Origin of the sequence: Actinomadura sp., assembly GCF_044508335.1 — a bacterium.
Lineage (GTDB): Bacteria > Actinomycetota > Actinomycetes > Streptosporangiales > Streptosporangiaceae > Spirillospora.
Map to the genome: position 1 here is coordinate 23,587 of NZ_JBIQHY010000052.1, position 19,278 is coordinate 42,864.

Sequence of the window (19,278 nt, forward strand, 5' to 3'; positions counted from 1 at the left end):
GTCGTGGGCGCCTCACGAATCTGGGGGTGCGCCAACCGGCAGTGACCGTTCTGCGTGGGCGTCGCGGGAGTCGGCCGGTGCGTCTGGTGGGGGGCCGCCGTTTCCGGCCGAGCCGGGGCCGGTCGGCGAGCCTTCAGAGGAGCGGGCGTCGGCGTCGTGGGCGCCGGAGTCGGGGCGCTCGCCGCAGGCGCGGGCCGGCGTCCCGCGATCGGGTGCGGTGGACGAGCCGTTCTTGCCGGGGAAGGGGCTGTCGGCGGAGCCTCCCGGGGTGACCGTTCCCGATGCTCGGGTGGTGCGGCCCCGGGCCATGGCGGATCCTGCGCTTCGCAGGGCCATGGCGGACGCGTTCGTGGGCGAGTTCGTCGGCGGGGCGACGTGGCGGGCGATGCTCGCGGTGCTGGAGAGCGCGTTCCCGGGGATGGGCATCGCCTCGGGGCTCACGCGGCGCAGCGATGTGGCCATGGACCCGCTCGACCGGAGGGCGGCGGCGAAGCTCGGCGTGCCCGTGTGGCTGGACGGCGCCGGGATGGTGTTCGACCTCAGCGCCCACCACGGGATGCGGACCGTCCGGGGGCGGAGGCGGACGGTCCCGCCGCGGGCGTCCAGGCCCTACGCGGGGGCCTTCGTCATCGACACGCTGGATCCGCTGCGGTACCACCGGGCGGTGGGCGGGCCGCAGGCGCCGCGTGACCTGCCGGGAGAGGGCGCCCTGCGGGTGCCGTCCGGGGCCGAGGACGACGACGGCGGAGTCGTGATCGTCGCGAACCTCACCGAGGCGGGCGTGCGGGTGCTGGACTCGGCGGAGCTGTGGCGGTACGCGGGCCGCGTCGTCGCCGAGACGCTGCGCGGACCCGACCGGGCGCGGGTGCGGCGGGCGCTGCGGGCGCTGCGGCAGGTCGTCGTCGTCGATCCCGACCTGCGGCTCGGGCTGTGCCTGCAGATCGACGCGTCGCGGGTGCCGCGGTGCCTGCTGGCGTTCGGGGTGCGGGAGGACGGCCCCCGGTTCGTCCGGCCGTGATCAGTCGTCGGAGCGCAGCCAGGACAGGTCGCGCTGCCGGTCGGCGGGCAGTTCGCGGATGTGGTCCACGAGCTGCCACGGTTCCGGCGGCACGCTCTCGTCGTCCGGGAGCACCCCGCACAGCAGCGCGCTCTGCGTGCTCACGGCGACGAACGGGCCGAACTGGGCGATGCCGCCGCCGCGCAGCGACGCCAGCTCCGTCAGCAGTGCGTTGACGGCGGACGCGTCCTGCGGGTCGTAGAGGCCGCGGACGAAGGAGAACAGGTCCTCGGCGAGGACGTCGGGCCGCCGCCCGGACATGTGGTAGACGGTGCCCCAGTAGGTGCCGGTCGCCTGCGCGGAGCGCCGGTCGCGGATGCGGACGCGCAGCCCGCACTCGGCGGCGCACTTCTCGTACGCCTCGGCGAGCAGCGCCTCGCCCTCGCCCTCCTCGCTGAGCAGGACGCCGGTGACGACGCCCTCCTCGCGGTCCAGGCGGTCGAGCATCTCGCGGTGCAGCTCCAGGACGTCCTGCTCCACCGCGTCCAGGGAGCGGGCGAGCGCGCGCTGGGCGTCGCGGTCGAGGTCGATGCCGGCCAGCTCCTCGGAGATGTCGCCGAACTGCTTCTCCAGCCGCTCGACCCGCCCGGTGACGGAGTCCAGCCGCTCCAGGACCTCGGCGGGCGGCTCCTCCGGCTGGGGCGGGATGGGGATGCCCGCCGGCTCCGTGGCGTTGTCGACCACCGTCTTGAGCTCGCGGTGGTCGTCGGCGAGGTCGTCCAGCCGCCTCTGCAGCCGGCGCAGCTCCGCCAGGGCGCGCGGGAGCCGTTTGTCGGACGCGAGGTAGATCTCGCGTCCGGCGATCGCGAGGCAGAGCAGAACCAGGATCACGGTGGTCATGTGACTCCTCGGGAAGCGGGCCGCGCCCTCGACGATAACCATCCGTGGCCGGGTTGGACGAGGACGCGGCGCATCTGGTCCGAATGGTCCCGCATTTTCGGTGGTCAGCCGAAGAGGCCGCCCAGCAGGCCGCCGAGGACCTCGGCGGTGCCGCCGGCGATCTCCCCGGCGACGTCGCCCGCGATGTCCCCCGCGACGCCGCCGGCCGCGTCCGCGATCATGCCGCCGGCGACGTTCCCGGCGTATCCGGCGACGGCGTTGCCGAACGCGTCCACCGGAGCGCCCGCGACGTAGCCCGCCACGTTCGCGGCCTGTCCGGCCGCGTCGGCGGCGGCGCCGACCGCCATGGCCCCCGCGACGCCGGCGGCCGCGGCGCCGCCGACCAGCCCGGCCGCGGCGACGCCGTGGTGACCGCGGTGCCCGCGGTAGGCGGGAGGGCCGTGGTGGACGTGCACGGGCGGCGGGCCGGGGTGAGCGGGCGCGGGCGGCGGGCCGGGGTGAGCGGGCGCGGGCGGGTAGCCCGCGGGTCCGGGCGGAGCGGGCGGCGGCGGGCCGGCATGGCCCGGTGCCGGCGGGTAGGGGCCGCCGGGAACCGGGGGAGCCGGCGGAGGCGGGCCGCCGTGCGGGACGGCGCCGTACGGCGGCTGCCCCGGCGGTGGGGGCGTGGGGCCGTACCCCGGCGCGGGCGGCGGGGCGCCGTGCCCGGCCGCCCCTCCGGCGGGCGGTCCGCCGGGCGCGGGGGGCGGAGGCGGGGCGCCGTGCGGGAGATGACCGGGCGGCGGGGCGCCGAAACCGGGCGCCGGGGGGTTCCCGCCCTGGCCCGGCGGCGGAGGGGCGTGTCCGGGCATGGGCGTGTTCGCGGGCGGGGCGCCAGGGGGCGGCGGCGGGAACGCGTTCGGGCCGCCGGAGCGGCCGGGGCCCGGGTCCGCCGAGTAGGCCGGGCTCGGCGTCTCGCCGGGGGCCGGGGCCGGCGGCGGGAACTGGGCGTTGCCCGGCCGGCCGTAGGGCGCCGGAGCGTCCCCCGGCGGCGGGGGCGGGAAGGGCGTCCCGCCGCCGGGCGGCGGGAGCGGCGCACCGCCCCGCGGGGCGGACGAGCGCGGCAGCGCGGCGGCGGCCTCCAGCCATTCGCCGATCTTGGCGTTCCAGTCGGTCTCGGCGGCCTCGGCGTGCGCGACCTGGAACACGCCGAACGACTCGTCCCGCGGGGTGTCGCGGTCCTCGGCGCGCAGCACGAAGGCCATGCTGCGCGGGCTGGCGACGAAGCTCAGCCCGACCCCGTCGATCCGGTCGCGGTACGCGGCCGGCGGGTTGAGGTGGATCTCCTGGTGGAACGGCAGCTGCTGCGCGACCCCGCGCAGCTTGGACTCCTCGAACGTCACGTTCGCGACCTGGAAGCCGAGCCGCGCGATCGAGGCGAGCACCCACTGCTGGGACTCCAGCGGCTCGACCGAGATCGGGTCGATGTCGCCGGGGTCGGGCTGCCCGGCGACATCGACCTCGGTGCACATCCCGATCGTGAAGCCGGGCAGCTCGTGGCCGAGGACGGTCGTGAACGGCAGCTCGTACGGCAGCGGGATGGAGAACGCGAGGTCGCGCCGCTGCGCGGCGTCCAGCCGGAACCCGCGGGTGAGGGCGCCCCGGTACACCTCGGGCCCGGCGGTCTCGCCGCCGTAGCCGTTCTGCATGCGCGGCATCAGCGCGAGCGTCACGTGCCTGATCTCCACCGCGGCCGAGCCGCCGCGCAGGTGCACCTTGCCCGCGACGACACCGCCCGGTTTGCAGTTCGGCTCCGCAAGGATCGTGTCGACGGACGGCCCGCCACCCGCCATCTGCCCGTAGGACACAGGCCGTTCCCCTCTCCCGACCGCGAGGACGTCCTCCCCGCGCACGTCAGCCCGCGCACCGTAGGCCGCGCGCCCTGGGCCACGCAAGTTAGACCTTCTTCACCATGCCATCGGTTCACGCGTGCCGGGAGCGTTGTGCCGCGGGCGCCGAGGGCGGGCGGGTCAGTTCTCCTTGGCGGTCACCGTGACGGGGGCGTAGCCCAGCTCCTCCAGAGGGGTGCGGATCTGCTCCGCGTCGCCCACCGCGATGATCGTCAGCGCCTCCGGGTCGACGTGCTTGCGGTAGGCGCGGGCGACGCCGTCGGGGGTGGACGCGCGGACGGCGGCAAGGTAGGCGCTCGGGTAGCCGGAGCCCAGGCCGTTCGCGGCGGCGTCGGCCAGCTCGGCGGCCACGGCGCGGGCCGTCTCGTACTCGGCGGGCGCCCGGTCGGCGAGGGCGCGGACGGACGTGCCGTGCTCCTCCGGGTCGATGCCGCGGGAGATGACGCTGCGCAGCTCGGTCAGCGCGTCGGCGACCGCGTCGGCGGTGACCTCGGTGTGGACGGAGCCCTGCGCGATGAACAGGCCGCAGTGCCGCATCCGCAGGAGGCCCGCGCGCATGCCGTAGGTGTAGCCCTTCTCCTCGCGCAGCACCGCGTTCAGGCGGGACGTGAGGCCGCCGCCGAGGACGTGCGCCGCGACCGTCAGGGACGGCCAGTCGTGGTGCGAGCGGTCGGGGACGCCGTGCCCGAAGCTGAGGTAGGTCTGCACGGAGCCGGGGCGGTCGACGACGACGATGCGGGCCGCCGACTCGGGCGGGACGCGGTCGGCGGTGGGCAGCGGCTCGCCGGTCGCCGCCCAGGACCGCAGCGCCGACGCGAGGGCCGCGTCGGCGTCGGTGCCGGAGAGGTCGCCGGCGACCACCGCGGTGGCCTCGGCGGGGACCACGGAGCCGTAGAAGGCGCGGACGTCGGAGCCCTGCAGCGCGCCGACCGAGGACCGGGTGCCGCCGGTCGGGCGGGAGGCGCGCGCCTCCGCCGGGAACATCACCGCGCGCAGCTCGCGCATGGCGCGCGAACCCGGGTCGGCGTCCTCCTGGGCGATCTCCTCCAGGCGCTCGCGGACGAGCCGCCGGACGTCGGCGTCGTCGAGGGCCGGGCGGCGCACGACGCCGGAGAACAGGTCGAGGGCGGCGCCGAGCCGGGAGGTGGGCACGTCGAGGGCGACGCGCAGCGCGGTCAGGTCGGCGTGCGCGTAGAAGCTGGCGCCGAGGCGTTCGAAGGCGGCGGTGAGCGCGGTGCCGCCGCCGGGCTCGGTGCCCTCCATGAGGGCGTGCGCGGTGAGGGTGGCGACGCCGTCGAGGCCGGCGGGCTCGCGGCCCGCGCCGGCGTTCAGCACCAGCCGGACCGCGGCCAGGCGGCGGCCGGGCAGGTCGCAGCGCAGCGTCGCCGGGCCCGCCGGGACGCGGCCCTCGGTGCCGGCCGGGAACGCCCAGGCCGGGACGGGGCCGGGGACGGGACGGGGCTGCAGTGCCAGGCCGCTGCTCACGAGGTGCCTCCGTAGGTCAGGGCGGTGCGGGCGCCCGGGGCGAGCCAGCGGCCCGCCATCCGCTGGATCGCGTCCCCGGTGACGGCGGCGGCGCGCCCGGGGGCGGTGAAGACCCGGGCCGGGTCGTCGAACTGGGTGGCGTTCTGCGACAGCGCGTTGGCGAGGCCGGTGACCGTCTCGGTCTGCTCCAGGAAGCCGCGCTCGGCCTGCGCGGTGGCGCGGGCCGTCTCGTCGGCGTCCGGGCCGTCCGCGGCGAAGCGCTCGAGCTCCTCGTCCAGCACGGCGGCGATCTTGTCCGGTTCCGGCCCGATGGCGTCGACGATCGCCAGGGAGGGGCCGGCGGCCAGCCGGGTGACCCCGGCCCAGACCTCGGTGGCGATCTGGTCGCGCCGCACCATCCGGTCGTAGAGGCGGGAGCCGGAGCCCCCGCCGAGGATCTCGACCGCCAGCTCGGCGGCCTCGACGTCGTCGCCGCCGTCGGTCGGCAGCGTGAACATCGCGAAGTAGGCGGGGGACGGGACGTCCTCGGTGAGGGTCTCCTCGCGGACGCCGGTCAGCGGCCCGAGGTCGCCGGGGCGGGCGGCGGGCTTCTCCGGGCCGGCCGGGATGCCGCCGAAGTAGCGCTCCACCGCCTCGATGGTCGCGGCGGGGTCGACGTCGCCGACGACGGACAGGACGGCGTTGCCGGGCGCGTACCAGGTGGCGAAGAAGTCGGTGCAGTCTTCGAGGGTGGTGGCGTCCAGGTCTTCCATGGAGCCGATCGGCGTGTGCGCGTACGGGTGGCCCTCGGGGAACGTCAGCGCGCACAGCCGCTCGAAGGCCGTCCCGTAGGGCTGGTTGTCGTAGCGCTGGCGGCGCTCGTTCTTCACCACGTCGCGCTGGTTGTCGAGGTTGGCCTGGGTGAGCGCGGCGGGCAGCGTGCCCATCCGGTCGGCCTCCAGCCAGAGGGCGAGCTCCAGGTGGCTGACCGGCACCGTCTCGTAGTAGTTCGTGCGCTCGAACGACGTGCTGGCGTTGAACGCGGCGCCCGCGCTCTCCAGCAGCGCGGCGTGCTCGCCTTCCGCGACGTTCTCCGAGCCCTGGAACATCAGGTGCTCGAAGAGGTGGGCGAGGCCGGTGCGGCCGGACCGCTCGTGCCGCGAGCCCACCCCGTACCAGATGTTCACGGCGGCCAGTGGTACGACGTGGTCCTCGCAGACCACCACGCGCAGGCCATTGCCGAGCGTGTGCTCATGCAGCGGCTGTTCTGCCACGGAGCGCTCCCGTCCGTTTCGGAGTTGCGGACAGCACCGCGCGCGTCGGCGGGACGTGCCCGGGCGGCGGGCTTGATCTCGGTCTCACCGTACCGGGTGCGTCCGGCCCGGGGCGCGTTCGCGGCAACCTGTGGACGACCGGCCGGACGAAGCGGAACAGGAGCGGTCGAACGGGAGCAGAAGCGGGGGAGCAGAAGCAGGGGAGCTGAAGCGGGGGAGCGGGAGCAGGGGAGCGGAGCAGGGGAGCCGAAGAAAGGGGATCGTCAGGCTTCGGCGGCTTCGTGCGCCGCGATCGCTTCCTCCAGCGAGTCGTGCAGGACGAAGATCTTGGTGAGCTGGGTGACGTGGAACACCCGGCGCACCCGGTCGTTCACCCCCATGAACGACATCGAGCCGTCGCGCGCGCGGAGCCGGTGGTAGATGCCGACCAGCACGCCGAGGCCCGTGGAGTCCAGGAACGTCACCTCGCCGAGGTCGATGACGAGCCGGGTGCCGCCGTTGTCGATGATGTCGAGCAGCGCCTCCCGCAGCCGGGGGCTGGTGAAGACGTCGATCTCACCGCTGATCTTGACGACCGTGAGGCCCTTCTCGACGCGATGCTCGACGGCGAAGTCCACCGGTGCTCCTCTCGTCTCGCCGGGCCCGTTCGGGGGGCCCGCCGGGGGGAAAATGGATAGTTACCCCTGTCGCGCGCCGTTACGCCCTTCGGTCAAGTGCGCCTTATTCAAGGGGAACGGAACAGCGCCCACACCACCTTGCCGTGGTGCAGCGCGCGCCACCCCCACCGGACGCTGAACGACTCCACGAGGTGGAGGCCGCGGCCCGTCTCGGCGATGTAGTCCGGCTCCCTGCGGCGCGGCGCGGTCCGGCTGGCGTCCATGATGCCGCAGATCAGCCAGGGGGCCTCGTGGCCGAGCCGCAGCCTTATCGCGGACGGGGCGGAGCCCAGCGGGTCGGCCGGGTCGCCGTACACGCCCTCGCGGTGCACGTCGACGCCCGGCCGCCCGCCGGAGTTCACCCCTCCGCTGTGCCGCAGCGCGTTCGTGACGAGCTCGGAGACGACGAGGCCGACGTCGTCGGAGAGCCCGGAGAGATTCCATTCGGCGAGCCGGGAGACGGCGAAGTGCCGGGCCGCGGTGACCGATTCCGGATCGGGCTCGACGGTGAACGACACCGTGGAGCCGCGCAGCTCGGTCAGCGCCGTGACGGCCGTCTCCAGCCGCGGCGGCAGATCGAGCGCCTCCGGGACGGGCATGGAGCACCCAGCGTGGCCCCGTGGGTCCGCCGGCCCCGCGACGGGGCCGAGCTCCCACCGCGTGTCGTCGTGCGCGTGGCGTGACGTCATTCCACCGGACCCCGCAGAGTGATCTCGTTGTGCAGCCGTGGCTCGGAAGTCTCGTGCGTTATCCTGCGCATCGTAGCGTGCGAATGCAAGACCCAATGCACGTGCATCCGCCTCGTGAAGGTGTGGGGGCGACGCGGATCGCACGCGAGTGAACGGAGGTAACCGCAGGACACTCATGCCAGTGGCACACTAGGTTCGCTGTCCGCCGAATAGCCGGAGGTTGGGCGTGACTCCAGAGACGCCGGGAAGCGGGTCGACGGTCCGTCGGATCCTGCTCGGGTCGCAACTGCGCCGTCTGCGGGAGCAGAAGGGCGTGACCCGTCAGGAGGCCGGCTACGTCATCCGTGCGTCGGAGTCCAAGATCAGCCGCCTGGAACTCGGCCGGGTCAGCTTCAAGGAACGCGATGTGGACGACCTGCTCACGTTGTACGGCGTCAGCGACAAGACAGAACGCGAGGCGCTGCTACAGCTTGCGCGGGAGGCCAACACTCCCGGTTGGTGGCACCGGTACAACGACGTGCTCCCCGGCTGGTTCCAGACCTATGTCGGCCTGGAAGAGTCGGCGGCGTTGATCCGCACATATGAACTGCAGTTCGTCCCGGGGCTGCTGCAGTCGGAGGGGTATGCGCGAGCGGTGATCCGCCTGGGCAACGCCGGAGCCGCCGACCATGAGATCGACCAGCGCGTTGAGCTGCGCATGCAGCGACAGGAACGCCTCACGGGCCCGGACGCTCCGCGTCTGTGGGCCGTGGTGGACGAGGGGGCGCTCAAGCGCCCCATCGGCGGTCCGGAGGTGATGCGGGGCCAGTTCGAGCACCTCATCGAGATGTCGAAGCTGCCCAACGTCACCATCCAGATCATGCCGTTCAGGTTCGGCGGCCACGCCGCCGAGGGAGGGGCCTTCACCATCCTGCGCTTTCCCGAGCAGGACCTGCCGGACGTGGTTTACGTCGAGAACCTCACCGGCGCGATGTACCTGGACAAGCGAGACGACGTCGACACCTATCTGCAGGCGATGGAACGCCTGTGCGTCGACAGTGCGACCCCGGAGCGCACCGTCGAGCTTCTCGGTGATCTTCTCAGAGAGACATGATGCTCCAATCCGATTACGACAACGGGATGCCGGCCGCCGAACTCCTCGGAGCGCGGTGGCTGAAGTCCCGGCGAAGCAACTCCCAGGGGAACTGTGTGGAAATCGCCGAACTGCCCGGTGGGCGTGTGGCGATGCGCAACTCCCGTCATCCCGACGGGCCCGCTCTCATCTACACCCGCCCGGAGATCGAGGCGCTGATCCTTGGAGCCAAGGACGGCGATTTCGACCATCTCATCGCCTCCCGCAACTGAACCAGCCAGCAAACCGCCAAGAATCGAACAGCGACGGGCCGGCTCCGGGGCGCCGAACGGCGCACCGAACGTCGGCCCGGCCGCAGAGAAGAGAAGGCCACCCTGGGCGCGGGGGTGGCCTTTCCCATTCCGCGGGCCGTGTCCTGCCGTGCCGGGCCGCGGCTCCGCGGGATCAGCCGCAGTTGCCGTAGGGCGCGCTGCGGCCGTTGCCGCCGAAGCGGACGCACGTCCCGGGCGCCTTCACGTACACCGGGCCCGCGTACCAGGAGAAGGACCCGCTGTCGGCGATCGCGCTGCCGCCCTTCTTCTGGATCCACACCGACACCGGTGACGCCTTGCCGACGTTCTTCGTCTTGATGGTGACCGCGCAGTTGTAGGTGGAGCTGTTGTAGAGCAGGTACGCGACGCCGCCGGAGACGCTGAGCGAGCGCTGCACGTAGTAGCCGCCGCCGTGGCCTCCGCTGTTGCACACCTGCTGCGGCGTGTACTTGTTGGCCGGCTCCGGGGCGGGCGTGGAGCCTCCGCCTCCTCCGCCGCCGCCCGTCCCCTTCGTGGGTTCCGGCTCGCCCGGCTTCTGCGGCGACCCCGGCTTTTGGGACGCGCCGGGGGACGCGGGCTGCCCGCTCTCGCCGGTCTGCGGCCGCCCCTGCTTCTTCTTGGCCGGGTTCTCCGCGGAGCCGCCCGCGCCGTCCGCGGTTCCGGTGTCGCCCTGGCCGCCCTGGTTCTGGTCGGGGGCCGCGACCTGCTGGTCCTTGCCCGAGTCGTGGCCGCTCCTGGTCGCCGCCCAGGCGGCGCCGCCGGCGATGACGACCGCGACCGCCGCCGCGGCGGCGATGGGCAGGAGGAGGCGCCCGCGTTTCCTGCCGCCTGCCACCTGCCCCTGGCCCTGCTCCTGGCCCTGGCCTTGAGCCGGCCCCTGCGGCGGGGCGGGCGGCAGCGGCGGAGGCGGGGCCGTCCCGCCGAACGGCGGCGGCTGCGGAGCCGTCCTGCCCCGGGCGCCGGACGGGTCGGTGACGTGGTCGGGAGGCAGCAGCGCGCCCGCCATGGCCGAGGGCGAGCCGTGCGGGTCGGTGGAGCTCCGCGGCGCTGCGTCGGCCGGCAGCCCGGGGAAGGCGGGCGGCGGCGGGATGGGCGGCGCGGCCGGGGACGCGCCGCTGGCCGCGCCGACCAGGCGCTCCTGGGCCTCCCGCGCGGTCGGGCGCTGCGCCGGCTCCTTGGCCAGGCACGCCAGCACCAGCCCGCGCATGGGCTCGGGCAGGTCGCCGAGGTCGGGCTCGCCGGTCAGGATCCGGTGCATGACCGTGGCCATCTCGTCGTTGCCGAACGCGGGACGCCCCGTCGCGGCGAAGGCCATCGTCGTGCCCCAGGCGAACATGTCCGCCGCGGGACCGACCTCGCCGCCGGTGAAGTGCTCGGGCGACATGTAGGCGGGCGTGCCGACGTTCTGCGTCTCGCCCGCCGCGCCCAGTGCCCGTGCCACGCCGAAGTCGATCACGCGGGGACCGTCAGGGCCGAGCATCACGTTGTGGGGCTTGAAGTCGCGGTGGACGATCCCGGCCTGGTGGATCGCGGTCAGCGCGGTCAGCGTGCTGATCGCGAGCCGCTCCAGCGCGCCGCCCGTGCGCGGGCCCTCCGTCCGCACGACGTGGTACAGGGACAGGCCAGGCACGTACTCGCTGACGATGTAGGGCTGGTCGCCCGCGACGTCGGCGTCGAGCACCTGCGCCGTGCAGAACCGGGCGACGCGCTTGGCGACCTCCAGTTCGCGGACGAAGCGCGCGCGGGCGGCCTCGTCGCCGGCGAGCCCGGCGTGCAGCAGCTTGATCGCGACGTGGTCGGCCGCGGGGAGCGCCCCGGTCGCGCCGGCCGGCCTGCCCAGGAAGACCGCGCCCTGCCCGCCCTCCCCGAGGCGGCCCAGGATCTCGTATCCGCCCAGCTCGGTCGGGTCGCCCGACCGCAGTGGAAGGGCGTCCGGCATCGTCCTGTCCGTCACACCACTCGCTCCCCGTCGCTTCCGGCCCACCTGTAAAGACCGTCCAGCAAGACTACGGGCACAGAATGGTAGGGGTTGCCCGCCCGGTGGCGGGCGGCATGGAACAGGACTATAGTCCGGTTGTGTCGGTGGGTTCAGTCGACCGGGGGAGGCGCCGATGGACCGCGGAGCCGCGGGCGGGCGGCGCGTCGACCTCGAACTGATGCGGACGCCGCCGCCCAAGGAGCGCGCCGACGCCGCGCGCAACCGAGTGAAGGTGCTGGACGCGGCCGCCGCGCTCTTCGCCCGGCACGGGGTCGAGTCCGTCTCCATGGACGCCGTCGCCGCCGCGGCGGGCGTCGGCAAGGGGACCCTCTTCCGCAGGTTCGGCGACAAGGCGGGCCTGGCCGCGGCCCTGCTGAACCAGCGCGAACGCGATCTGCAGGACGAGATCCTGTCCGGCCCGCCCCCGCTCGGCCCGGGCAAGGGGGACGCGCCGGTCCCGCCGTCCGACCGTTTGCACGCCTTCGCCGACGCCTACCTCGACTACGTGCTGGACCACCTCTCCCTGGTGCGCATGTCGGAGACCGCCTCACCGGGGGCGCGGTACCGCATCGGCGCCTACGGGTTCTGGCACCGGCACCTGGTGATCCTTCTCGACCAGATGGGCGAGGCGGTCGCGGACGGCGAGGCCGTGGCGCACGGGCTGCTGGCCGTCCTCGGCGCCGAGCACCTCACCGCGATGGTCGGCAGCGTGGGAAGGGAACGCGCGCGCGCCGCCGTCCACACCCTCTTCAACGCGGCCGCCTGCTAGACCCCCTGGAAACGCCGAGGCCCCCGTGCGCGGTGCACGGGGGCCGGCAGAGCGTCGATCAGGCCGGGTCGGGCGTCCGCCGCTCCGGGCGGGACTCCTCCCGGCCGTCCACCTTGCCCGGTGGACCCTCCTGGGCGTGATTGCGTTCAAGCTGCGCCGCCACCGCGAGGGCTCGCAGCGACGTCGTCTTCACATGTTTGCGTCCGTTGCCGGACCGGGTGCGGGGGATGCTGCTACGCACGGTTCACCTCCGTGGACAGTGGACAGGTGGTACCGGCTCGCCGGTGATCGCACGGTAGTTGCAACCGCAAGATCCTTCCGGCTATTCCGAGTGATCGCCGCTTTTATTCACGTCCGGATCCGGCCGCGGGGCCGCCGGGCGCGCGAGCGGGCGGGGTAACGCCCCGGGATGGGAACAATCGTGCATTTTTCCCTCTAGGCGTCATCTATCACTTTGTTCACAGATCTCGCCCGGTCTGCGAGGCTGCTCCGGCCGCTCAACTGGGTACGTATCGCAAGATTCGGTTCGCCCGCCGGGCTGGTCCCGCCTTGAGCGGCTCAGCGTGGAGCCCAGGAGGCCGTCGGACGCGGGCGGACGCGCCCGATGCGTCTCCTGGGAGAGATACGTTGATCAGAAAGCTGCTCGTCGCCAACCGGGGCGAGATCGCCGTGCGCGCCTTCCGCGCGGCCTACGAACTCGGCATCGCCAGCGTCGCCGTCTACGCGCACGAGGACCGGCTGTCCCTGCACCGGCAGAAGGCGGACGAGGCGTACGAGATCGGCGAGCACGGCCACCCCGTCCGCGCCTACCTCGACGTGGACGGCATCGTGCGGACCGCGCTGCGGGTCGGCGCCGACGCGGTGTACCCCGGGTACGGGTTCCTGTCGGAGAGCCCGGAGCTGGCCGAGGCGTGCGAGCGCAACGGGATCAAGTTCGTCGGCCCGCCGTCCGGCGTGCTCAGCCTGGCCGGCAACAAGATCGAGGCGGTCGCGGCGGCGCGCCGCGCGGGCCTGCCCGTGCTGCGCTCGGCGACGCCCGCGCCGGGGGAGGAGCTGGCGGCGGCCGACGAGGTCGGCTTCCCGCTGTTCGTGAAGGCCGCGGCGGGCGGCGGCGGACGCGGGCTGCGCCGCGTCGACCACCGCGAAGACCTGGAGGCCGCCGTCGACACGGCGCGGCGGGAGGCCGAGAGCGCGTTCGGCGACCCGACCGTCTTCCTGGAGCAGGCGGTGGACCGGCCCCGCCACATCGAGGTGCAGGTCCTCGCGGACGGCGCCGGGCACATCGTGCACCTGCGCGAACGCGACTGCTCGGTGCAGCGCCGCCACCAGAAGGTCGTCGAGACCGCGCCCGCGCCCCGGCTGGACCCGGCCGTCGCGGCGCGGCTCTGCGAGGACGCGGTGAGGTTCGCGCGCGAGATCGGCTACGAGAACGCGGGCACCGTCGAGTTCCTCGTGGACGAGCGCGGCGAGCACGTGTTCATCGAGATGAACCCGCGCATCCAGGTGGAGCACACCGTCACCGAGGAGGTCACCGGCGTCGACCTCGTGCAGAGCCAGCTGCGCATCGCGGGCGGCGAGACCCTCGCCGACCTCGGCATCGCCCAGGAGAACGTCACCGTCAGCGGCTTCGCCGTGCAGTGCCGCATCACCACCGAGGACCCGGCGAACGGGTTCCGCCCCGACACCGGGAAGATCTCCGCGTACCGGTCCCCGGGCGGCGCCGGGGTGCGGCTCGACACCGGCACCGCCTACGGCGGCGCGATCGTGTCCCCGCACTTCGACTCGCTGCTGGTGAAGCTGACCTGCCGGGGCCGCACGTTCGAGGAGGCGGTGCGCCGGGCGCGCCGGGCCGTCGCCGAGTTCCGCATCCGCGGGGTCGCGTCCAACATCCCGTTCCTGCAGGCGCTGCTGGACGAGCCGGACTTCCGCGCGGGCGGCGTCACGACGTCCTACATCGCCGACCACCCCGAGCTGCTGACGGCCCGGTCGAGCGGCGACCGCGCGACCCGGCTCGTCCGGTACCTGGCGGACGTGACCGTCAACAAGCCGCACGGCGACGCGCCGACCGACCTGGACCCGGCGACGAAGCTGCCGCCGCTCGGCCTGGACGGCCCCCTCCCCGACGGGTCGCGCGACCGGCTGCTGGCCCTCGGGCCGCGGGCGTTCGCCGAGCAGCTCCGGAACCAGGACGCCCTGGCCGTCACCGACACGACCTTCCGGGACGCGCACCAGTCGCTCCTGGCGACGCGCGTACGCACCTACGACCTTCTCACCGCCGCGCCCTACCTCGCCCGCATGACGCCGCAGCTTCTCTCCATCGAGGCTTGGGGCGGGGCGACCTACGACGTCGCGCTCCGCTTCCTGGGCGAATCGCCGTGGGACAGGCTCGCCGCGATCCGTGAAGCCGCCCCGAACCTGTGCATGCAGATGCTTCTGCGCGGGCGCAACACCGTCGGCTACACGCCTTACCCCGATTCCGTCGCGCGCGCCTTTGTGAAGGAGGCCGCCAGTACGGGCGTCGACATCTTCCGCGTGTTCGACGCGCTGAACGACGTGGAGCGCATGCGTCCGGCCATCGACGCCGTCCTCCAGACCCACGCCCTGGTCGAAGGGACGCTCTGCTACACCGGCGACCTGTCGTCCCCGGACGAGAACATCTACACGCTCGACTACTACCTGCGGGTCGCCGAGGAACTGGTCGAGGCGGGCGTCCACGTCCTGTGCATCAAGGACATGGCCGGCCTGCTCCGCGCGCCCGCCGCGCGCACACTGGTCAAGGCCCTGCGCGAGCGTTTCGACCTGCCCGTCCACCTCCACACCCACGACACGGCCGGCGGCCAGATCGGCACCTACATCGCCGCCATCGAAGCCGGTGTCGACGCAGTGGACGGGGCGGCCGCGCCCCTCTCGGGCACCACGAGCCAGCCGCCTCTCCAGGCGATCGTGGCGGCGACGGACTTCACCGACCGCGCCACCGGGCTCGACCTCGGCGCGCTCACCGCGATGGAGCCGTACTGGGAGGCCGTCCGCAAGCTGTACGCGCCGTTCGAGATGGGGCTCCCGTCTCCGACCGGGCGGGTGTACGAGCACGAGATCCCCGGCGGCCAGCTGTCCAACCTGCGGCAGCAGGCGGTCGCGCTCGGCCTCGGCGACCGCTTCGAGGAGATCGAGCGCTGCTACGCGGCGGCCGACGCCATTCTCGGGCGGCTCGTGAAGGTCACCCCGTCCAGCAAGGTCGTCGGCGACCTGGCACTGCACCTCGTCGCCGCCGGCGCCGACCCCGGCGACTTCGCCCAGAACCCGGACCGCTACGACATCCCCGACAGCGTGATCGGGTTCCTCAACGGCGAGCTGGGCGACCCGCCGGGCGGCTGGCCCGAGCCCTTCCGCACCAAGGCCCTCGCGGGCCGCCACCACACGCCCGCCAGGGCCGAACTGGACGGCGCCGAGGAGAAGGCCCTGGCCGGACCGGAGGTGAGGGACACCCTCGACCGGCTCCTGTTCCCCGGCCCGGCGAAGGACTACCGCGAGACCCGCGCCGCCTACGGCGACGTCTCCGTCCTCCCCACGGGCCCGTTCCTCTACGGCCTGCGGACCGGGCACGAGGTCGCGTTCGACCTCGAACCCGGCGTCCGCGTGCTCGCCGGGCTGGAGGCCGTCGGCGACGTCGACGAGGCGGGCGTCCGGCAGGTCATCTGCACGGTGAACGGCCAGCTGCGCACGCTCTCCGTCCGCGACAAGTCCGTCGTGTCGGACGCGCCGCCGGTCGAGCGCGCCGACCCGTCCGACCCCGGCCACGTCGCCGCCCCGTTCGACGGCTCGGTCACCCTGCGCGCCGCCAAGGGCGACGAGGTCGCCGCCGGCGACGTGGTCGCCACGATCGAGGCCATGAAGATGGAGGCCGCCATCACCGCCCCGGTGGCCGGCAGGGTGGTCCGCCTGGCCGTCCCCGAAGCCACCCCCGTCCAGGCGGGCGACCTGCTGCTCGTGATCCAGCCCGCCTGAGCATGAGCGCGCGCCCCCGCACCCGCGACCGCCGCGCGCGGGTGCGGGGCACGGCAGTTCGCGTGCCGCGTCCCGCCATCGGGAAGCCCGCTATTGGGAAGCCCGCTATTGGGAAGCGGGGCGGACGGCGTAGCCGGACAGGGCCGGGGACAGCATGTCGAAGGCCATCCGCGCCGACTTGGCCAGGGCCGCGGCGATCTCTTCGTCCGGCTCGTTGTCGAGCGTCCGGCGCAGGGCCTCCTGGAACAGGACGCGGTGGACGGCGGCCAGCTGCGCGGCGGCCAGGCGGGGGAGCGGGTCGTCCGGGTGGGCGGCGGTCTCCGCGGCGAGGACGGCGGCCAGGGCGTTCTCGCGCTCCTCGTGCAGCTCGCGCAGCCGGGCGACCAGCGCGGGGCTCTCGGTGATCATGCGGGCGAAGTCGGGGCCGGAGAAGCCGATGACCGGGTCGTGCCGGGCGGCGGCGTCCAGGAAGGCGCGGCGCAGCGCGGCGAGCGCCGACTCGCCCGGCGCCCGCTCGGCGACCGTGCGCGCCAGCAGGCCGGTGAACTCCTCGTGCAGGTCGAGGGCGAGGTCCTCCTTGCGCGGGAAGTAGTTCGTCACCGTCATCTTCGCGACCTGGGCCGCCGCCGCGACGTCGGCGATCGTCACCCGGTCGAAGCCGTGCCGCAGGAAGAGGCGCGTCGCCTGGTCGGAGATGTTCTGCCTCGTCTGCCGCTTCTTCATCTCCCGCAGTCCCATGCCGGCCATCCTTACATACTTCGACCTAAGTTTGTGCTTGACATAAAACTTTATCGATCCTAAGTTTATGTCGCAAGGCGGGCGGGTACCGAGATCGCGTGACCCTTTCCCTCCCGGCCGGACGAGCAAAGGACACCGCCCTGAACGCCAGCCACGCCCCGAGCGCGTCCCCCCGCGCGACCGTGAACCTCGTCGACCCGATGAAGGACTACCTGTCCCGCATCGGGCGCACCGCGCTGCTCACCGCCGAGCAGGAGGTCGACCTGGCCAAGCGCATCGAGGCCGGCCTGTTCGCCCGCGAGCGACTCGAAACGCTCGGCGACGACCTCAGCCTCCAGGACAAGGAGGACCTGGAGTGGATCGCCGCCGACGGCGCGCGCGCCAAACAGCACATGGTCGAGGCCAACCTGCGCCTCGTCGTGTCGCTCGCCAAGCGCTACATGGGCCACGGCCTGCCGCTGAACGACCTCGTCCAGGAGGGGAACCTCGGGCTGATCCGGGCCGTGGAGAAGTTCGAGTACCGCCGGGGCCTGAAGTTCTCCACCTACGCCGTCTGGTGGATCAAGCAGGCGATCAGCCGCGCGCTCGCCGACCAGAGCCGCACCATCCGCATCCCCGTGCACGTCGTCGAGGTGCTCAACCGGATGACGCGCGTCCGGCGGCGGATGATGCAGGACCTCGGCCGCGAGCCCACCTCGCAGGAGCTGGCCGCCGAACTGGACGTCACGGTCGAGAAGGTCGAGTGGCTGCGGCGCCAGGCCCGCGAGCCGCTGTCGCTGCACACTCCGCTCGGCGAGGACGGCGACGGCGAGCTCGGCGACGTCATCGAGGACCCGGAGGGCGGCGACCCCGCGGACGTCGTCGCGTCCTCGATGCTGCGCGGCAAGCTCGACGCCGTCCTGGAGACGCTCACCGAGCGGGAGGCCGGGGTCATCTCGATGCGGTTCGGGCTGGCCGGCGGCGAGCCGAAGACCCTCGAAGAGGTCGGCAAGGTCTACGGGGTGACGCGCGAGCGCATCCGGCAGATCGAGTCGAAGGGCATGCACAAGCTGCGCCACCCGTCCCGCCGCGAGACCCTCGCCGACCTGCTCAGCTGACCCCCGCCCGGCGCCGCGCGGCCCGGTTCCGCGGTTGAACCCGGCCGTTGGATTCTCACGTATCGGGATGACAGAGCGGTTGATCGCCGAGGACACTTTTCCTCAGGACGTTCCGTGCGTGGAGAGTTGGCGATGGTGGCGAGGCGGTCAGTGCGTTTCGCGGCGGCCGCGGGCGCCGCGGCGGCGGTCGCGATCGCGTCGGCCCGGCTCCCGGCGGCGGCCGCGGAACCGGTCGCCCCGCCCGCCGCGGCGGCGGTGCGCCGCCCGCCGACCATGCCGTTCGACCCGGTCAAGCTCCGCGCCACCCTGGACGCCACCCGCGACGCGGGCATGTACGGGCTGTTCTCCGAGGCCCGCGACGGGCGCACCGCGTGGGACGGGGCGTCCGGCGCCGCCGACGTGCGGACGGGACGCCCGGTCACGCCCGGCATGCGGCAGCGCGTCGGCGGCATCACCGAGTCGTTCGTCGCCGCCGCGATCCTCCAGCAGGTGGAGAAGGGGCAGATCAGCCTCGACGCATCGGTCTCCCAGTACCTTCCCGGCCTCATCCCCGGGCGGCTGGGGCAGCAGATCACGGTGCGCATGCTGCTCAACCACACCAGCGGGATCGGTGACTACGTCATCACGGCGTTCCCGTCGCTGAAGGAGCTGTCGCCGAAGAGCCTGGACGAGTTCCGCTTCCGCGGCGTCCCGCCGGAGCGGCTCATCCAGTGGGGGCTGAGCGCGCCCCGCACCGGGATGCCGGGGGAGCGCTGGTCGCACTCCAACACCGACTACGTCATCGCCGGGCGGCTCCTGGAGAAGGTGACGGGAACCAGCGCGGAGCAGTACATCACGCGGCACGTCATCCGGAAGGCCGGGCTCAGGCACACGTACTTCCCGGACTCGCCCTGGGTGGTCGGGCCGCACCCACGGATGTACGAATCGCTGTACCAGCATGTGAAACCGCCCCGCGATTACAGCGTCTTCGACATGAGCTGGGCCTGGACGGCGGGCGCCCTGGTCTCCACCATGGACGACCTCAACCGCTTCTACCGCGGGCTCCTCACCGGCCGCATCGTCGGCGAGGACGCGCTGTCGCAGATGAAGCGCACGGTCCCCGTGAAGGACGCCGACGGCGACGTCCTGATGAACTACGGCCTCGGCCTCTACTCGCTCGACCTGCCGTGCGGGACGTTCTGGGGCCACGACGGCGCCGTCTTCGGGGCCGGCACCCAGTCGCTGACGTCCGCCGGCGGCGCGCGCCAGGTCTCGGTCGCGCTGAACCTGACGAATTACCGGCAGCCCGACGCCAACGGCACGCCCGTCCCGATCGACAGCGCGCTCGCCGCGCACGTCGTGGAGGCCCTCTGCGGCACGCAGCCCGCGATGCGGACGGCGGCCCCCGGCGCCCCGTTCCGGCTGCTGCCGCTCCAGTTCGCCCGGACCGCCCGCTGACTGTC

At 73.6% G+C, this 19,278-nt stretch carries 16 protein-coding genes; 7 read left to right on the forward strand and 9 right to left on the reverse strand.

The features are described from left to right. Nucleotides 1–307 precede the first annotated feature (307 nt). Nucleotides 308–1,018 (forward strand): hypothetical protein, encoded by a 711-nt coding sequence (locus ACIWVC_RS18865; RefSeq protein WP_396447259.1) that lies wholly within the window; start codon nucleotides 308–310, stop codon nucleotides 1,016–1,018. On the opposite strand, the gene ACIWVC_RS18870 is transcribed toward ACIWVC_RS18865, so the two are convergent. The 6 genes from ACIWVC_RS18870 to ACIWVC_RS18895 all read right to left on the reverse strand — a co-directional run bounded on the left by ACIWVC_RS18870 (nucleotide 1,019) and on the right by ACIWVC_RS18895 (nucleotide 7,776). After that, complete coding sequence (locus tag ACIWVC_RS18870) at nucleotides 1,019–1,897, reverse strand: hypothetical protein (RefSeq protein ID WP_396447258.1); 879 nt, start codon at nucleotides 1,895–1,897, stop codon at nucleotides 1,019–1,021. Nucleotides 1,898–2,001: 104 nt separating this feature from the next. Then, on the reverse strand, nucleotides 2,002–3,741 hold the full coding sequence (locus ACIWVC_RS18875; RefSeq protein ID WP_396454384.1) for a sporulation protein: 1,740 nt from the start codon (nucleotides 3,739–3,741) through the stop codon (nucleotides 2,002–2,004). A gap of 162 nt (nucleotides 3,742–3,903) precedes the next feature. Then, nucleotides 3,904–5,268, reverse strand: a complete 1,365-nt coding sequence (locus ACIWVC_RS18880) for a M16 family metallopeptidase (RefSeq protein ID WP_396447256.1) — start codon at nucleotides 5,266–5,268, stop codon at nucleotides 3,904–3,906. Further along, on the reverse strand, nucleotides 5,265–6,521 hold the full coding sequence (locus ACIWVC_RS18885) for a M16 family metallopeptidase (RefSeq protein WP_396447255.1): 1,257 nt from the start codon (nucleotides 6,519–6,521) through the stop codon (nucleotides 5,265–5,267). The genes ACIWVC_RS18880 and ACIWVC_RS18885 overlap by 4 nt, the downstream gene beginning before the upstream one ends. Nucleotides 6,522–6,784: 263 nt before the next feature. Beyond that, nucleotides 6,785–7,138: an STAS domain-containing protein gene (locus ACIWVC_RS18890; protein ID WP_396447254.1), complete on the reverse strand. Its 354-nt coding sequence runs from the start codon at nucleotides 7,136–7,138 to the stop codon at nucleotides 6,785–6,787. Nucleotides 7,139–7,245: 107 nt separating this feature from the next. Then, nucleotides 7,246–7,776 (reverse strand): ATP-binding protein, encoded by a 531-nt coding sequence (locus tag ACIWVC_RS18895; RefSeq protein ID WP_396447253.1) that lies wholly within the window; start codon nucleotides 7,774–7,776, stop codon nucleotides 7,246–7,248. A gap of 361 nt (nucleotides 7,777–8,137) precedes the next feature. On the opposite strand from ACIWVC_RS18895, the gene ACIWVC_RS18900 reads away from it, so the two are divergent. Then, complete coding sequence (locus tag ACIWVC_RS18900) at nucleotides 8,138–8,959, forward strand: helix-turn-helix domain-containing protein (protein ID WP_396447315.1); 822 nt, start codon at nucleotides 8,138–8,140, stop codon at nucleotides 8,957–8,959. Next, on the forward strand, nucleotides 8,956–9,210 hold the full coding sequence (locus ACIWVC_RS18905; RefSeq protein WP_396447251.1) for a DUF397 domain-containing protein: 255 nt from the start codon (nucleotides 8,956–8,958) through the stop codon (nucleotides 9,208–9,210). Before ACIWVC_RS18900 ends, ACIWVC_RS18905 begins: the two co-directional genes overlap by 4 nt. A 172-nt stretch (nucleotides 9,211–9,382) precedes the next feature. On the opposite strand, the gene ACIWVC_RS18910 is transcribed toward ACIWVC_RS18905, so the two are convergent. Continuing rightward, entirely contained in the window at nucleotides 9,383–11,203 is a 1,821-nt protein-coding gene (locus ACIWVC_RS18910; protein WP_396454385.1) for a serine/threonine protein kinase, read from the reverse strand. A 157-nt stretch (nucleotides 11,204–11,360) separates the two neighbouring features. On the opposite strand from ACIWVC_RS18910, the gene ACIWVC_RS18915 reads away from it, so the two are divergent. Next, nucleotides 11,361–11,996, forward strand: coding sequence for a TetR/AcrR family transcriptional regulator (locus ACIWVC_RS18915; protein ID WP_396454386.1), 636 nt, complete (start codon nucleotides 11,361–11,363; stop codon nucleotides 11,994–11,996). A gap of 58 nt (nucleotides 11,997–12,054) precedes the next feature. On the opposite strand, the gene ACIWVC_RS18920 is transcribed toward ACIWVC_RS18915, so the two are convergent. Then, entirely contained in the window at nucleotides 12,055–12,237 is a 183-nt protein-coding gene (locus tag ACIWVC_RS18920; protein WP_396452885.1) for a hypothetical protein, read from the reverse strand. A gap of 386 nt (nucleotides 12,238–12,623) precedes the next feature. Between ACIWVC_RS18920 and ACIWVC_RS18925 the strand changes: the two genes are divergently transcribed. Further along, nucleotides 12,624–16,001 carry a pyruvate carboxylase gene (locus tag ACIWVC_RS18925; RefSeq protein ID WP_396454387.1) on the forward strand — a complete coding sequence of 1,126 codons (3,378 nt, stop codon included), beginning with the start codon at nucleotides 12,624–12,626 and terminating at the stop codon, nucleotides 15,999–16,001. Between the two features lie 105 nt (nucleotides 16,002–16,106). On the opposite strand, the gene ACIWVC_RS18930 is transcribed toward ACIWVC_RS18925, so the two are convergent. Further along, nucleotides 16,107–16,739, reverse strand: a complete 633-nt coding sequence (locus ACIWVC_RS18930) for a TetR/AcrR family transcriptional regulator (protein WP_396452882.1) — start codon at nucleotides 16,737–16,739, stop codon at nucleotides 16,107–16,109. Between the two features lie 98 nt (nucleotides 16,740–16,837). On the opposite strand from ACIWVC_RS18930, the gene ACIWVC_RS18935 reads away from it, so the two are divergent. Together ACIWVC_RS18935 and ACIWVC_RS18940 are read left to right on the forward strand one after the other, a co-directional pair. Next, the gene (locus tag ACIWVC_RS18935; protein ID WP_396452880.1) at nucleotides 16,838–17,836 is read left to right on the forward strand and encodes an RNA polymerase sigma factor; all 999 of its coding nucleotides are present in this window, start codon (nucleotides 16,838–16,840) and stop codon (nucleotides 17,834–17,836) included. A gap of 150 nt (nucleotides 17,837–17,986) precedes the next feature. After that, on the forward strand, nucleotides 17,987–19,273 hold the full coding sequence (locus ACIWVC_RS18940; protein WP_396452878.1) for a serine hydrolase domain-containing protein: 1,287 nt from the start codon (nucleotides 17,987–17,989) through the stop codon (nucleotides 19,271–19,273). The last annotated feature ends 5 nt before the right edge of the window (nucleotides 19,274–19,278 follow it).